Origin of the sequence: Carboxylicivirga mesophila, assembly GCF_018271975.1 — a bacterium.
Lineage (GTDB): Bacteria > Bacteroidota > Bacteroidia > Bacteroidales > Marinilabiliaceae > Carboxylicivirga > Carboxylicivirga mesophila.
In genome coordinates this window covers 25,040-38,225 of the sequence record NZ_JAGUCN010000030.1, presented here as the reverse complement: position 1 = coordinate 38,225, position 13,186 = coordinate 25,040, and the positions used below count along the sequence as shown (strand labels likewise).

General features: G+C 44.4%; 14 protein-coding genes. 3 read left to right on the top strand and 11 right to left on the bottom strand.

Translation table 11 applies throughout. The annotated features are described in order from the left end of the window. Nucleotides 1–98 precede the first annotated feature (98 nt). Nucleotides 99–764: a Crp/Fnr family transcriptional regulator gene (locus tag KEM09_RS19440; RefSeq protein WP_212230962.1), complete on the top strand. Its 666-nt coding sequence runs from the start codon at nt 99–101 to the stop codon at nt 762–764. 73 nt (nt 765–837) lie between these two features. Here the strand turns inward: KEM09_RS19440 and KEM09_RS19435 are convergent, their stop codons facing one another. Then, nucleotides 838–1,323: a hypothetical protein gene (locus KEM09_RS19435; protein ID WP_212230949.1), complete on the bottom strand. Its 486-nt coding sequence runs from the start codon at nt 1,321–1,323 to the stop codon at nt 838–840. 207 nt (nt 1,324–1,530) lie between these two features. On the opposite strand from KEM09_RS19435, the gene KEM09_RS19430 reads away from it, so the two are divergent. Further along, on the top strand, nt 1,531–2,370 hold the full coding sequence (locus KEM09_RS19430; protein ID WP_212230946.1) for a DUF4382 domain-containing protein: 840 nt from the start codon (nt 1,531–1,533) through the stop codon (nt 2,368–2,370). A gap of 141 nt (nt 2,371–2,511) precedes the next feature. On the opposite strand, the gene KEM09_RS19425 is transcribed toward KEM09_RS19430, so the two are convergent. The 3 genes from KEM09_RS19425 to KEM09_RS19415 form a co-directional block, all read right to left on the bottom strand. After that, nucleotides 2,512–3,429 (bottom strand): helix-turn-helix domain-containing protein, encoded by a 918-nt coding sequence (locus KEM09_RS19425; protein WP_212230943.1) that lies wholly within the window; start codon nt 3,427–3,429, stop codon nt 2,512–2,514. Between the two features lie 191 nt (nt 3,430–3,620). After that, nucleotides 3,621–4,280 (bottom strand): NAD-dependent epimerase/dehydratase family protein, encoded by a 660-nt coding sequence (locus KEM09_RS19420; RefSeq protein WP_212230940.1) that lies wholly within the window; start codon nt 4,278–4,280, stop codon nt 3,621–3,623. Nucleotides 4,281–4,587: 307 nt separating this feature from the next. Continuing rightward, nucleotides 4,588–5,733: an iron-containing alcohol dehydrogenase gene (locus KEM09_RS19415; RefSeq protein WP_212230937.1), complete on the bottom strand. Its 1,146-nt coding sequence runs from the start codon at nt 5,731–5,733 to the stop codon at nt 4,588–4,590. Nucleotides 5,734–6,338: 605 nt separating this feature from the next. Between KEM09_RS19415 and KEM09_RS19410 the strand changes: the two genes are divergently transcribed. Continuing rightward, a complete protein-coding gene (locus tag KEM09_RS19410) occupies nt 6,339–6,488 on the top strand; it encodes a hypothetical protein (protein ID WP_212230933.1) in 150 nt (49 codons plus the stop codon). Here KEM09_RS19410 and KEM09_RS19405 read toward each other — a convergent pair. The 7 genes from KEM09_RS19405 to KEM09_RS19375 all read right to left on the bottom strand — a co-directional run bounded on the left by KEM09_RS19405 (nt 6,462) and on the right by KEM09_RS19375 (nt 13,109). Beyond that, nucleotides 6,462–7,253 carry a PfkB family carbohydrate kinase gene (locus tag KEM09_RS19405; RefSeq protein WP_212230930.1) on the bottom strand — a complete coding sequence of 264 codons (792 nt, stop codon included), beginning with the start codon at nt 7,251–7,253 and terminating at the stop codon, nt 6,462–6,464. The two genes, KEM09_RS19410 and KEM09_RS19405, sit on opposite strands and share 27 nt — an antisense overlap. After that, complete coding sequence (locus tag KEM09_RS19400) at nt 7,250–8,158, bottom strand: TolB-like translocation protein (RefSeq protein WP_212230928.1); 909 nt, start codon at nt 8,156–8,158, stop codon at nt 7,250–7,252. Before KEM09_RS19400 ends, KEM09_RS19405 begins: the two co-directional genes overlap by 4 nt. Nucleotides 8,159–8,265: 107 nt before the next feature. Next, nucleotides 8,266–8,907 carry a SanA/YdcF family protein gene (locus KEM09_RS19395; protein WP_212230925.1) on the bottom strand — a complete coding sequence of 214 codons (642 nt, stop codon included), beginning with the start codon at nt 8,905–8,907 and terminating at the stop codon, nt 8,266–8,268. 11 nt (nt 8,908–8,918) lie between these two features. Further along, nucleotides 8,919–9,698, bottom strand: coding sequence for a hypothetical protein (locus tag KEM09_RS19390; RefSeq protein ID WP_212230922.1), 780 nt, complete (start codon nt 9,696–9,698; stop codon nt 8,919–8,921). Between the two features lie 6 nt (nt 9,699–9,704). Next, entirely contained in the window at nt 9,705–10,385 is a 681-nt protein-coding gene (locus tag KEM09_RS19385) for a deiodinase-like protein (protein ID WP_212230919.1), read from the bottom strand. After that, entirely contained in the window at nt 10,382–11,794 is a 1,413-nt protein-coding gene (locus KEM09_RS19380; protein ID WP_212230916.1) for an alpha/beta hydrolase, read from the bottom strand. The genes KEM09_RS19385 and KEM09_RS19380 overlap by 4 nt, the downstream gene beginning before the upstream one ends. Nucleotides 11,795–11,888: 94 nt before the next feature. Further along, on the bottom strand, nt 11,889–13,109 hold the full coding sequence (locus tag KEM09_RS19375) for a glycoside hydrolase family protein (RefSeq protein ID WP_212230913.1): 1,221 nt from the start codon (nt 13,107–13,109) through the stop codon (nt 11,889–11,891). Nucleotides 13,110–13,186 lie beyond the last annotated feature (77 nt).

Sequence of the window (13,186 nt, the reverse complement as noted above, 5' to 3'; positions counted from 1 at the left end):
GCAAAGCTATGTGTTTAGGAGGCGGACAGGCTGAGGCAGGCCGTGTATTAAACCATGATGAGGGGTGTAATTTTACACCTGTTTAACGATTGGCACATATGGAAATAATCTATCCAACGGGCAGCAGCTGTATTGAACAGCTTAAACATGAAGAAAAGGATGAACTGTTTGGTTCAGCCCAAATCCTCGATTTTAAAGCGGGCGAAGTGGTGATACGAAAAGGCTCGCCCGTGCACGATCTGTACCTTTTGCAGACTGGTACTGTGGAGCTGGCTTTGGACGATACAAACAGCCGGCAGTCGCTTATGCTACTATTTTCAGGCGAAATCATAGGTGTTAACTGTGCCTACTCAACCATGCATTATCGCTTCTCGGCCCGGGCGTTGAGTGATTGCCAGGTGCTCATCATCAATTATCAGTTGTTTACCAGGCTTCTGGAGAGTAACCCGCGCTTTTCCATGTCTTTTATCCAGTACATATCCATGGTCAATGAAAATTTTCTTAACTGGCACATGAAGCTCACAGAACGTAATTCGGCAGGGGCACTGGCCTTTTTGTTAAGTGAGTTTGTAAAAAACTATGGGCAAAATACTTTTGAAATTCCCCTCACCAGGAGTGAAATGGCCAGGGTGATTGGCTTCTCAAAAGAAAGTGTGTTAAAGAATCTGGCCGACTTCAGAAAGCAAGGCATCGTAGAAAGTGATGGGAAGAAGATAACGATTCTGGACTATAGCCGTCTTCAGGATATTTCTGTGTATGGGTAAAGCAAATAATTGTATGCTTTGAGAAGCCAGGAGTTGTAGCCAGGTATGGTCTGAATAGGATAGTTGACCACGGTTAGAAACCAATACCTATATGCAAGCCAAGGCTGATATGTATATCTTCCGGATCGTAGGCTGCTTCAAACACGGGGCCAATATGTAGGTTGTTAATTTCCCACTCATACGAGGTTTCAAAGTGCAGGGCAAATGCACTGTGGTCGCTCTCTCCGTCTTCAAAGGTGATGCCTGGCGACAGATTAATAACAAGTCTGTCAGTTGGTCGGTACGAACCTACTATGCCAAAGGTGTTATGTCCATGGTCATCGAAAATTCGCTCATACCCCAGACCTATACCAAAGGGTGAATGGGGCTTCATGCGTATGTAGTGCAAGTGAAGCCCATAAGCGAGTTCTTTTTCATTCACAAAATACACTGGTGCATTGGCTATACCTAACTCACTCCTGTGGTGGTGATGGTGTGAGGCATGCTCATTGTTTTGGGCGCTGGCCTGCCATAGCATTAAATGTAGTAAAAGTATAAGTACATAGCGGTTATTGATCATGTTCCGGTGTATTAGTTCTGATTACTCTTATTAACCATTCATTCAGGCTATTTGTTGAGTATTGCCATTGTGTTATTACCCATCATATAGCATTGATATTTCTGGGGCTTGTTTATAAGCCTGTTGAAAATTTATGGTAAAAAAATGAAACCTTTGATCTTTTTTTAACGTTTGCGAGATGATAACATAATTTAAATCTCACAATTTATGGACGGAAAACAATTGATTGCCATCATGGCAATTTTACTGTCGGGCTTATTCTTTAGCTGCAGCAGTGATGAGGTACCTGCAAACGGAACCTTAAAGGTTCACCTGACTGATGCACCATTTCCAACGGACCTGGTGACCGAGGCGAACGTAACGATTAACAAAATTGAAATCAGGAAGAAAGATGATTCACAGGGCAGTCCGTTTATCACTTTAAGCGAAGAGGTGATGGACTTTAACATGCTGGATTTGACCAATGGCGTAACAGCCGGATTGGTTGACCTGCCTATTGAGGCCGGGGAATATGATCTGGTACGCCTGTATGTAAGCGATGCCGGCATCAAGCTGAAAGATGGCAGCGAGTACACCCTCAAAATACCGAGTGGTGCCGAAACGGGTATCAAGGTATTTATTAGTCCTGCCTTGGTGGTAAAAGGAGGCTTAACTGCTGAACTACTGCTTGATTTGGATGTAAGCAAATCATTTGTACTTAATGGTGATATAAGTTCACCTGCTGGTATTGAGGGGTTTAACTTTACGCCGGTTATTAAGGCTGCTAATCTGTCAACTACAGGTCGTCTGGTAGGGCATGTGAAGGATGCTGAAGAAGTGCCGGTTGAAGGAGTTCAGGTAACAGTGAAGTCGGGTGAAGAGGTGTACACCACTACCTTTACCGATGCTGATGGTAACTACGCTGTGTTAGGGGTTGATGCAGGTATGTATACCCTGGTATTCGAGAAAGAAGGGTATCAGACCATCACCACCGATGAAGCTGAAGTATTTGCTGCAAATAAAACAACTGTAGATGCACAAGTGGCGGCAGTAGAGATTACTGAGTAGCGTTAACTTTATTGGTTTATAAGATATGCAGGGAATCCAACAGGGTTCCCTGTTTTGTTATCTGCGCTTGCTGTTTAGATGTCCTATTTCGTATTAAACAGGTAATTATACCCCAAAGCCTCTATCAGATAACAGGCCGTTCTAATTACTGTGACGGTACTCGGCAGGGCTTACACCTGTTTTCTTCTTAAACACTTTGCTGAAATGCTGAGGATACTCAAAACCCAGTGAGTAGGCAATCTGGCTTACGGGCTCGGTGGTGTTCAGCAGATTGGTTTTGGCCCTGTCAACAATAAAATTATGAATGTGCTCCTGGGCATTTTTTCCGGTTTCCTTCTTCAGCAGGTCGCTAAGGTAATTGGCCGACAGGTTAAGCTCTGTTCCGCAGTATCTGACTGTGGGCAGGCCTGTTTCAAGCGGTTTTTCCGAGGCATAGTATTCTTTTAAGAGCCTTTCGAAACGGCTGACGGTATCCTTATTTAAATTCTCGCGTGTGTAAAACTGTCGGTCATAAAAGCGGGTGCAGTAATCCAGCATCAGCTCAATGTTGGAGATAATCAGCTTTTGACTGTGCTTGTCGATGTTGGCGCTGTATTCGTGGATAATTTTATCCCGTATCTCGCCAATGGTTTGCTTCTCCATATCCGACAGGTGCAAGGCTTCATTTACCTCGTACGAAAAGAAACTGTAATTATCGATGTGTTGCCCCAGGTGCGAGCGGCGTATCAAATCCGGATGAAAGTTGAGCGACCAGCCACCCTTCATCTCATTCCTGTCCCACTCTTCTTCATGACCAAAATTAACGACCTGACCAGGCGCCATAAATATTAAGGTTCCCTCATGATAGTCATAGCTGCTGCGGCCATAGGAGAGGGAGCCTGACTTACACATCTTAAACATCACCTGGTACAAATTAATGGAAAGGTTCTTCCCCTTGAATTCATGGTTGGGAGTTATTTCATCATGTTTATAAATGCTTACCAATGGATGCCCGGGGGCTTCAAGTCCCATGTGCTGGTGTACTTCGGCAATGCTGTTTATGTGGATAATATCTTTCATGTTTTTAGTCAGTAGTTAATAGTCAGTAGTGTATTTTTAAGAAGTGAGTAGTGAGATATGAGTAATGAGATGGATTTACATGGTGTCAAAAAAATTAAATATTAGCGCCATTTATATCGCCAACAGCAAATTACTTTTCATCGTTTGCTAAAAGCCAGTGGTTCATAAGCTGCCTGTTGATTGTCTTCATATTATGCAACAATACTATTGATATCCTTATTCTCCAGTATTTTTTTATTGCTGGGCTGCTGTACAAGTTGAATCATGGCTTGTCCGATTTTTGTGGTTGAAGTTACGGAATTCATCTTTCGGAGCAAGGGAAAAAACGGACGCAGAACCAGGTAGAAGGCATTGTACCAGCTGGTGCGCGACTTAATACCTTTTTCGGGGAGTATGGCACCCGGCCTGAATGCATACGCGTCTTTAAAGCCCTTATTCAGAATCATGTTTTCGGTTTTGCCTTTAACACGGGCCCACATCACGCGGCCCTTTTCGCTGCTGTCGGTACCGGCGCCCGATACATAGCTGAAAACCATCTGTGGGTTGAGGCTGTAGAGCGTGTCTGCCAACTCTTTGGTCATGGTGTAGGTTATCTCGGTATACTGCGCTTCGCTTAGGCCTACTGCTGAAATGCCCATGCAATGAAAACAGGCATCATATCCGGCCAGCCGATCTTTTATTGCCGATAAATCGCTGAAATTCTTGTGGATGATCTCTTCCAGTTTAGGGTGATGAATGCCTACACTGTTTCGGTTAATGACCAGTACCTTGCTTACTAAAGGGCTGTCGAGGCACTCCAGAAGAGCGCCTTTGCCCACCATACCAGTTGAACCGGTTATAATTACTTTCATTGCTTTTTTAGTTTGATACTGTTCTTAGTTGATTTTTAAGAAGCGGGTGTCCGAAACGTTAAAAAGACAATTGTAAACTTGTAATTCGTAAGAAAACACCTCTCCTCAATCCTCTCCTACAAGGAGAGGAAACCGCTCCTCAACGAAGATATAATCTTACATCAGAGATAGTTGCCTTTTCAATAATGTCACCTTCTCCTTGGGAGGATTTATTCCGCCAAAGCGGAAAGGCCGGGATGAGGTGATAATGTTAGTTTTGAAATTGCCTATCTTAATTTTCGGACAAGTTCTTCATAACTAGCAGTGCTTAGGCTAGCTCCAATATTTCGGCGATGACTTGTGTTGTATACTTTTCGCCAACACCCCAGTTGGTAGCCAGTCCATGGGCATTTTCAGCCAAATCGGTAATGGCGCTGCGTGGTATGTTGCCTTCTTCCAGCTTAACGGGTGTCCCAATTTGCTTAAACCAGTCTTCCAGCGCTTGTATACCAGCATCGGCACCTTCCACGCCAAATACCTCTCTGGCGAAGCGTTCGTATTGGGCCATGTTTTGCTGTTTGTGCCACTTCATCCAGGCTGGTAACACAATGGACAAGCCTGCTCCGTGGGCAATGTTAAACAAGGCCGACATGGCATGCTCCACAATATGCGTATCGTAAGAGTTACCCTCAACACCTGTAAAGGTTGAACCATTTAAGGCTTGTGTGGCTGCCCATGCAAATTCGCCGCGGGCCTCATAATTATCCGGCTCTTCAAGTAATATTTCGGTGGTTCTGATAACGGTCCTTAATATATTCTCGATATGGCCTTTGATGAATGTGGGTATATAGGAAGCCGAGAAATACAGGTCGAGGCAGTGGGCAAATATATCAGCGGCTGAATACACCAGGTACTCACGCGTAACGGTTGATTGCAGCTCAGGGCTCATCACTGATACTTTAGGGAATAAGCTTGGAGCCATCAGGGCAAATTTCTCTTTGGTGGCTTCGTTCATGACTACCCCGCCATTGTTCATTTCGCTACCGGTGGCGGCCAGGGTAATAATGGAGAAGAGCGGCAGAGCTTCCTGCACAAAAGCTTTAAATACAAAGAAGTCCCACACATCGCCATCGTATTTGGCACCGGCCGCAATGGCTTTCACTGAGTCGAGCACCGAACCACCGCCAACAGCTAGTATTCCATCCACCTGTTTTTCCTTGGCCAGCTGAATGCCCTCGTGCACTTTGCTCAAAACCGGATTGCTCACAACGCCGCCCAGCTCTTCGTAGCTAATGCCTTTTTCTTGTAATGAAGCCACCACGCGGTCGAACAAGCCGGATTTTTTAATGCGCTCCGAACCGTAAACGATCAATACCTTGCTGACGCCATATTCTGTGACATATTGGCCAATGTTATTCTCTTTTCCCTGCCCAAACTCAATGCGAGTGGGATTGTAAAATGTGAAATCTTTCATTATTGTTTGTTTTAAGTGTTATGCAATTGATAATTCAAAAGTAGAGCACTGTCAATACACTAATTGAAATATATTCCTGATTGATGTATACATTTTACTGATGGGGTATATTTCTTGCGTTGAGGTCGATAAATATCTGCCTGGCTGGAGGTAAGTGATTATCGCAACGTATTGAGGTGTTTTTGGAGGTGATTTATCAGCGGTAAAAACAGGAGGATTTTTAATTGTTGTAAGTTTTTGATTATCAATAGCGATTAATGAGCTGAAAAAACGTGCTTATGTTTTAAGTAAAACGTCACTATGTTTTTATTGAAACATCAGCATGTTTTAAAAACAGATGCAGAAACAATGATTACCATTTAGTGGGATGGATAATTAGCAAGCCATTGTAGTTTTTGAAATTATACATTATGCGCATTTTAAATACAATTTGGCGGTCATTAATCTGCTAGCTTGTCAACCACAGGACGCTTTGTAGGGCACTTGAAGGGTGCTGAATACACTTTGGAAAGTGTTCAGTTAACTGTGAAGCCCGCTGAAGAGAAGTACACCATACCTTTACCAATGCTGATGGTAATTACACTGTATTAGGGGTTGATGCCGAAATGTATATCCTAGTATTCGAACAAGAAGGTTATCAGACCATTATTACTGATGAAGCTGATGTTTTTGCAGCAAATAAAACAACTATGGATGCACAAGTAGCTGCAGTAGAAGGCATGAAACGACTATTCCACACCTCCCATAAAGCCTAATACTCTGCTGGCCGCAAGAGCTCCTACCTTCAATGCTTGTTTGATGTTGCGGTTGGTATACCAATTAATGCAAAAGGCAGCCTGAAAGGCATCACCACATCCGGTGGTATCTATTATCTCATCTGCTTCAATAGCTGATTGATGAGTGACGCTATTCTTATAAAAAGCAATGCTTCCCCGGGCACCAAGGGTAGCCACAATTAGCTTGCCCGATTGCTCTGATATTTGTTGGAGGCCATCCAGCATGCCTTCTTTACCGCTCAAAAATACAATGTCTATATTAGCTATGTGCCTGGCAATATCATCTATGCCAAAATAATCCAGAAAGTCTACTGCAACCAGTTGTTCGTTACGGATCCGGCGCAGCAACTCCGAAAGGTTAGGATCGCCTGCCGGCATGGCAATAATGTTGCTGTCATGTAGATAATCCCAGTCATCTTCGGAGAGGCGGAACAGGTCAAAAGCTCCTCCATTCCAACTGTCAGCCTTGAAGTAACGGTCTCCTTTCTCATCCAGATATATCTTATTTGATGCGGTAGGAGCATCCATGGTATGCAGATGTGACTGGTCTATCTGAACCTTATCCAGGTGATTAATTATCTTTTTGCCGAAGCTATCATTACCCACAGCTCCAAGTACAGATACATTATCAATACCTGACAGTTTACATTGGGTAGCAAAATTCAAAGAGTTACCACCAACATATACCTTTTCTTCCTCGGGGAAGAAGTCAACGCAACAGGATGTTAATGCACTTATTTTCATTGTTTAGATATTATCGTTGTTTTTACGTTTAAGGCTTCGAAGCTTATTTTATAGATATTGCCAAAGCCATTAAGAGGACTGTTGGCAGAAGTTTTTAGTTCAGCTATGCTTTTTATTGGACTTTTCTGGTTGCCGCTTCGTTCGCTTGTAAAATAAAAATTGCGTGAGGAGGCATCTACAAATGGGCAGAAATCCAGTTTGTCTGAGTTGATGGGGCTTCCCAGGTTGCGGGCTTGTGTCCAGTGACCTAAGCTGTCTTTTTCACTGATGTAAATGTCACCACCTCCCAATCCATCACTGCGGCCAAAGGAGCCAAACAGCAGGTAATCTTCATCTGGACTGATAAAAGCGTTGAACTCATACAGGTCCGAATTGACTTCTGCTGGCAAGGGCTTTGGAGTCTGGTAATGGCCATTAATCAGTTCCGACATGAAAATATCTTCGCGCCCTATGCCATTGGGCCTTGTTGCTGTGAAATACAGGTTGCCATTGCGGCTCAGCGAGGGATAAAACTCATCGGCACGCGTGTTGATAAGCGAATCGAGTGCCACCGGTGCCGACCAGCCATCATTCAGCCTGTCGCTATACCAGATGTTGTAATCCTTGCGCGTGGAGTCATTAAAAATAGGTCTGTTGGATGCAAAATACAGGCGCTGGCCATCGTGACTATAGAAGGGTTCAATATCCATGTATTCGCCTGAAATATTCATCAGGGCCGGTTCAGACCACTGTTCGCCTTCTCTGGTAAGTATTACCAGTCCACGGCAGGTTTGTTTGTAATCGCCCAGGGTGTATACTATCTCATCACCTTGGGGCGATATGGCGATGTCTCGTTCATAAAGCGGCGTGGAGATAACGCCTTCACCCAGCAGGCTGAGAGTGTCGGCTGCTGAGTTGATATCCACTATAGTTTGATTGACTTTATTAGACTGTTGCCGGCAACTTATACAGGCCAGGCACAGAAGAAGCAGGAGTTTGATATGGGTATACATTTAATATAGGTTGGTGATGACTATTTTATTTCAATGGGTTCGCCCAGGAACTTCGGGTTTTTGCCAAAGGCTACGTCCAGCAGCATCTTAACCCGCGCCAGACGCTCGCGTAGCTTGGTTTTAAAGCCATATCGCCGGCTGACATCTTTGGCGTTATATCCTACGGCAGTGATGCCATTGTGCTGGGCCAGGTAGATGGCACGTTCGTTATGAAACTGCTGCGAAATGACTGTGATACTGCTTTGCCCAAATATTTCTTTGCAGCGCACCACCGAATCCAGGGTGCGGAAACCGGCGTAATCCAGAATTATTTTATCAGCGGGAATACCTTTGGCAATCAGGTCGTTTTTAATGGTGGTGGGTTCGTCGTAGGTTTTGCGCGAGTTGTCACCACTCACCAGAATATAATCCACCTTCTGAGCCTTGTAAAGACGCACCGCTGCCTCAATACGATAGGTATAGTAAAGGTTGGTGTTGCCATTGGAAAGCACTTTGCCGGTACCCAGTAACAGTCCCACTTTGTTATGCGGAATTTCATTGCTTGCGTTGTACAATTTATCCTTTGTAGAATGCACCACCAGCCAGTTGGCACCAAAGATGCTTAAGAGACTAAGGATGGCCATGATGATGGCAATTTTAATGAAAGCTAACAGGTAGGGCATATTTGCATGTTTTAATGATTCCACCATTGCTCCTCTTCAATGGCCCGGCTCTGGCTTATCTCTTCATTGCTGAAGGTAATGGTTTCTTTTGGATATGCGGATAGGTCGCCATTAAAAGATTTGGGCACAATAATGAAGGTGTTGAGGTGAGCCAGCACATATGAGCGCCACCCTTGGTTAATATACTGGTTATTGAAGAGGTAGAATTCATTTTCCAGATGCCTGAATAAGTCATTGCGAGGGCAAGGCGGGATTTGCAGTCCCCAGCTGCAATATTTTGGTGCTGGGTTTCCGTATTCCTGCCAGGTACCCGTAAACACATTTACCCCTTCGTCGCTATACCAGCCAGGAAACTGTTGAAAACCCTCTTCGGCTTGGTCAAACATGCTTTGTAGCACACCGGTAAATTGCCCCACGTGGTTTTGGGTAGAATCCTCATTGAGCGAATAACTGGCCGTTATGATGCCATAAGAGTTGTAGGGCTCGTCACACGTTGTTTTAACAATCTCAATTTTCGAAAGCTGCAGGTAACCTTTAAAATCACAAATATTGGAGCGTACTTTTGATTTGCCAACGGCCTGATAGGTGGAGTCATTGAGCTTTGTAATGGCTGTGAAGCGCACTTGTATCCGCTGGTTGTTGTCACCTATTGTACCCTGAAAGGTTTTATGGAGCCAGATTTCTGAGAAATCATAGCTGAGGTACTCTATTGTTTTATCTTCATAACAGTCTTGTGCCATTAACGAGGGCCATGCTGATATAAGGGTTATCAGTAAAAAGAGCTTTTTCATGGTGCTTTAGATACGGTGGCTGGTTAGTTGCTGAAGAGCTGCTTCCCACTGGTCAATTTCATGGTCGTCAAAGGGGCCTTGTGAGGAGCGGTACCGAATGAATCCTTCGCTGTCAATCACATATAACCGCTCCGGCGAACCGGCATAGAGTTCATCCACAGTATTGTGCATATCATCCAAAGCCACCGGCATGCGTATGTTTTGTGCTTTAATCCAGTCTCTTGCTACAGCAGCACGCCCGCTAAGAGTTGTTGGTTGGTCATACACCACATCATCCTGCAGATTAATGGGTATGAACCAGCTATTGACCGGATGCATTTCGTATACGTAAATGTGCAGAAAGGCTGCTTTGTTATGGTACGCCTCATAGATGGCGTTTATCCGGCTGTTGTGCCTGCGAAACACAGGGCAGGTGTAGCTGCCCAAAACCAGTGCCAGCGGACGACCTTTGTAGTCGGCCAGTGACACGGTTGACCTGCTTATCTCACCTTCCGCATTCATCATTGTCACAGAAAAGGCTGGAGCTTGCGCATTCAGTGTCGCCTTCATGCCGGCTTCCCGTTGGTTGAGTCCGTTTTTTATTTGATGCCACTCCTCTTCGGTAAAACCAATGGCTTCTTCAAAAGCTGCCAGGTCTTTCGATAATAACTCTCTTCTTAGTTCCTTTGTTAAATCGTCTTTTTTCATTGCTCCTGGTTGTTGCCCGCCACGAAGTGAAGGATGTTAGCAGCCTGTTTCTTCCACGCTGTTTCATTGTGTTGCTCGTGCTCGGCTTCTTTATATTGCAATTGCCAGCCCTTATCAATCAGTAGTTGCTTCATGGCTCTCACATTGCTAACAGCTTCTTCTCCTTCAGCTCCACCAATATATAACCAAATTCTTTGGTGAGAGGAAGGTTCAATGGTATTCACCCAATCAAACATCATTTTACCATCCCACCAGAGTGAAGGAGACAGAATCAACAAGTTTTGAAATGTTTCGGGATGGCGTAATCCGGTATAAAGACTGATGAGACCACCTAGTGAGGAGCCACCCAATGAGGTGTGTTCAGCAGATGGATTGGTGCGATAAGTACTGTCGATATATGGTTTTAGTTGCTTCAGAATAAAGGCTTCGTATATGGGCCCCTGTCCACCCATCGGAGGCTTGTTGGCATGAATAGTGGAGCCTTGTTTATCTTGTTGAAACGTAAAGCGAATACCGGCTCGTGGCAGGTAATACGATGTGTCAGATTGGGCTTCCAGTGACTGCCATTCATCACTTCCCGGTATGATGACCCATAATGTGTCTGATTGTTTTTTTACTTGAAGTTCCTCGCCGGTATCAGTCTGATAATGGCCGGCTACTTCATTGTTATTGCCGTCTGCTTTTATGAAGGTATATGACCAGTGCTGACGTGTTGGCGTGTATTCATCAATGCGATTGGAGGTGTTACCAATACCCACAATGATTAATGGAGCTATTTTACCAGAAGTTATCATATCCTCAGCTGCTTCATCTAATCCCCATTCCTGACCGATGCTGGTGGCATCAAACAGGTTCTGACCATCGTGCATGTACAATACATCGTAATGTAGGTTTGAGTGGTGGTAGCCAGGTGGCAGGTATATAAAAATATCTCTGCTGGCCAGCGCACCACTATCAAATTGGCGCAATATATCCACATGGCCTGTGATGCTCGAAGAAGGTTCAGGTGCCTGAGTATTCCAGGATAGTTTAACGGTTTGTTGTTGGCCTTTGTATAACACTAAACGATGATTGTGACCGGTTTGCCAGCCTTCTTCCGGGTGTCCTGCTCCCTCAGTTTTTATTTTGTAACTGAGTTCAAGGCTATCGCCCACTATTGAGAAAGGCATTTTAAGTGAATAGATACCATAAGTATTGGTGGCATTAGCCATACAGGTCTCTGACCAGCTAAGGGGTTGCTGGTCGCCGCGTAATCCAACCTGGTCTTCATCCGGAGTGAACCAACCTTCAGCAATGGCTGGTCGCATATCCAGTTCAAAGGTGATAACTGTGGACTGACGTTTACACGATAAGGCTACCATTAGCAAGCATGGTATTAAAATGAGATACTGTTTTATTTTGATTGTCATTATCCTCTTTTAAACCATAACCATCCGGACATTAAAATAGTTGCACTGTATAGTGAGGATAGTCATGAATGTTATTTTTCATTTATTCTTGATTCTACTTAATGTTAAGTGGTATCTGGATGTTAAATGAGGCGCCGTCCTGGCGTGGGTTGATGTTAACCAGCGAACAGGCCGCATATAATACCAATGGATTACCTTCTTCATCCAGCAAGAGCTGAGGCCGTTCTAGTCGGTTTACTTTCACCACTTCACCACTCTTTAGTTGTACTTCCTTTTTCATAAAGAAAGGATTGGCGGGTTGGGTCCAGCTCATGCCATCCTTTGATTCCAGTATGGCCAGCCCGGGCTCTGCACCAGTTATTTGTCCTGAAAAGTCTTTGATAACAGCATAGAATCGTTCGCTTCTTTGGTGGTACCACACAAACGGATCTTCGGCTGAGGCAATTTTACCATCGTCCATCATAACTTCAAAAATCACATTGTCGCCTGGTTGAAAAGGCCCCATTGGACTATCTGCAACTGCCACGCCGTGAACTCCTTTCCAATGGGGGTCATAGATATTGCCTTTGAAATACAAGAGGTATTTACCGTCGGATGGACGTTGTACCACCGATGGATTCACCACAATAATATTATCGGGTTTAGCCACTGTGCCTTCTGGCGATGGATGCACAATGTTATCGGCTTTAACGCGTGTCCGAGGTTGCAATATGGGCTGGTCCGGGCGCCTGAAGTTACCTGCCATCAGGTCTTCGAAACTATCAAACTCAATTACGCCAATGCATTGCATCTGTTGAATACGGTTGCGCTGATTGAGGTGTTCCCCCTTCGAACCTTCTGGTTGAACACCAGGCTCCCTGGAACCAACATAATACAGGTAGTACTTATCGTTAAACTTTTTAAGGTGAGGATTAGTCACCATTTGTGCATCCCAGGCAGTGGTGTCGCCTTTAAATCGTCTGCCTTGCAGGATGATCTTTTGAAACTCAAAGCCTTTATCCGGATAGTCCGAAACTGCATAGCCCAGCTTTGAGTGCAACACCCATGAATCGGTAAACTGTGGAATGGAGTCACCACATTCCCAGGTGTTATAAATCATGTGGTAACGGCCATCATCGCCTTTTATAACACTGCCTCCCCATATAAAACGTTTGGGATCATTTAAGGTGGATGACCCCATAAGGATATCGCCATCAATAAATGCATCAACAGGTAATGGACTTATTTGTAGTGGTTCTGGTGCTTTGGTGTTGCAACTTGCAAGATAACTTATTGTCACTGCAATCAGGATAAATTTACTTACTAGTTTTAACATACTGTCCAACATTAATAGGTTTAAATATGATATTGCAGCCCATATTTTTATGAGTATAAGTATTTGGGATTTATAAA

Excerpts from the sequence above, each read along its gene's own strand:
- KEM09_RS19440 (WP_212230962.1), top strand. The coding sequence starts at position 99 with ATGGAAATAATCTATCCAACGGGCAGCAGCTGTATTGAACAGCTTAAA.
- KEM09_RS19435 (WP_212230949.1), bottom strand. The coding sequence starts at position 1,323 with ATGATCAATAACCGCTATGTACTTATACTTTTACTACATTTAATGCTA.
- KEM09_RS19430 (WP_212230946.1), top strand. The coding sequence starts at position 1,531 with ATGGACGGAAAACAATTGATTGCCATCATGGCAATTTTACTGTCGGGC.
- KEM09_RS19425 (WP_212230943.1), bottom strand. The coding sequence starts at position 3,429 with ATGAAAGATATTATCCACATAAACAGCATTGCCGAAGTACACCAGCAC.
- KEM09_RS19420 (WP_212230940.1), bottom strand. The coding sequence starts at position 4,280 with ATGAAAGTAATTATAACCGGTTCAACTGGTATGGTGGGCAAAGGCGCT.
- KEM09_RS19415 (WP_212230937.1), bottom strand. The coding sequence starts at position 5,733 with ATGAAAGATTTCACATTTTACAATCCCACTCGCATTGAGTTTGGGCAG.
- KEM09_RS19410 (WP_212230933.1), top strand. The coding sequence starts at position 6,339 with ATGTATATCCTAGTATTCGAACAAGAAGGTTATCAGACCATTATTACT.
- KEM09_RS19405 (WP_212230930.1), bottom strand. The coding sequence starts at position 7,253 with ATGAAAATAAGTGCATTAACATCCTGTTGCGTTGACTTCTTCCCCGAG.
- KEM09_RS19395 (WP_212230925.1), bottom strand. The coding sequence starts at position 8,907 with ATGCCCTACCTGTTAGCTTTCATTAAAATTGCCATCATCATGGCCATC.
- KEM09_RS19390 (WP_212230922.1), bottom strand. The coding sequence starts at position 9,698 with ATGAAAAAGCTCTTTTTACTGATAACCCTTATATCAGCATGGCCCTCG.
- KEM09_RS19385 (WP_212230919.1), bottom strand. The coding sequence starts at position 10,385 with ATGAAAAAAGACGATTTAACAAAGGAACTAAGAAGAGAGTTATTATCG.
- KEM09_RS19380 (WP_212230916.1), bottom strand. The coding sequence starts at position 11,794 with ATGACAATCAAAATAAAACAGTATCTCATTTTAATACCATGCTTGCTA.
- KEM09_RS19375 (WP_212230913.1), bottom strand. The coding sequence starts at position 13,109 with ATGTTAAAACTAGTAAGTAAATTTATCCTGATTGCAGTGACAATAAGT.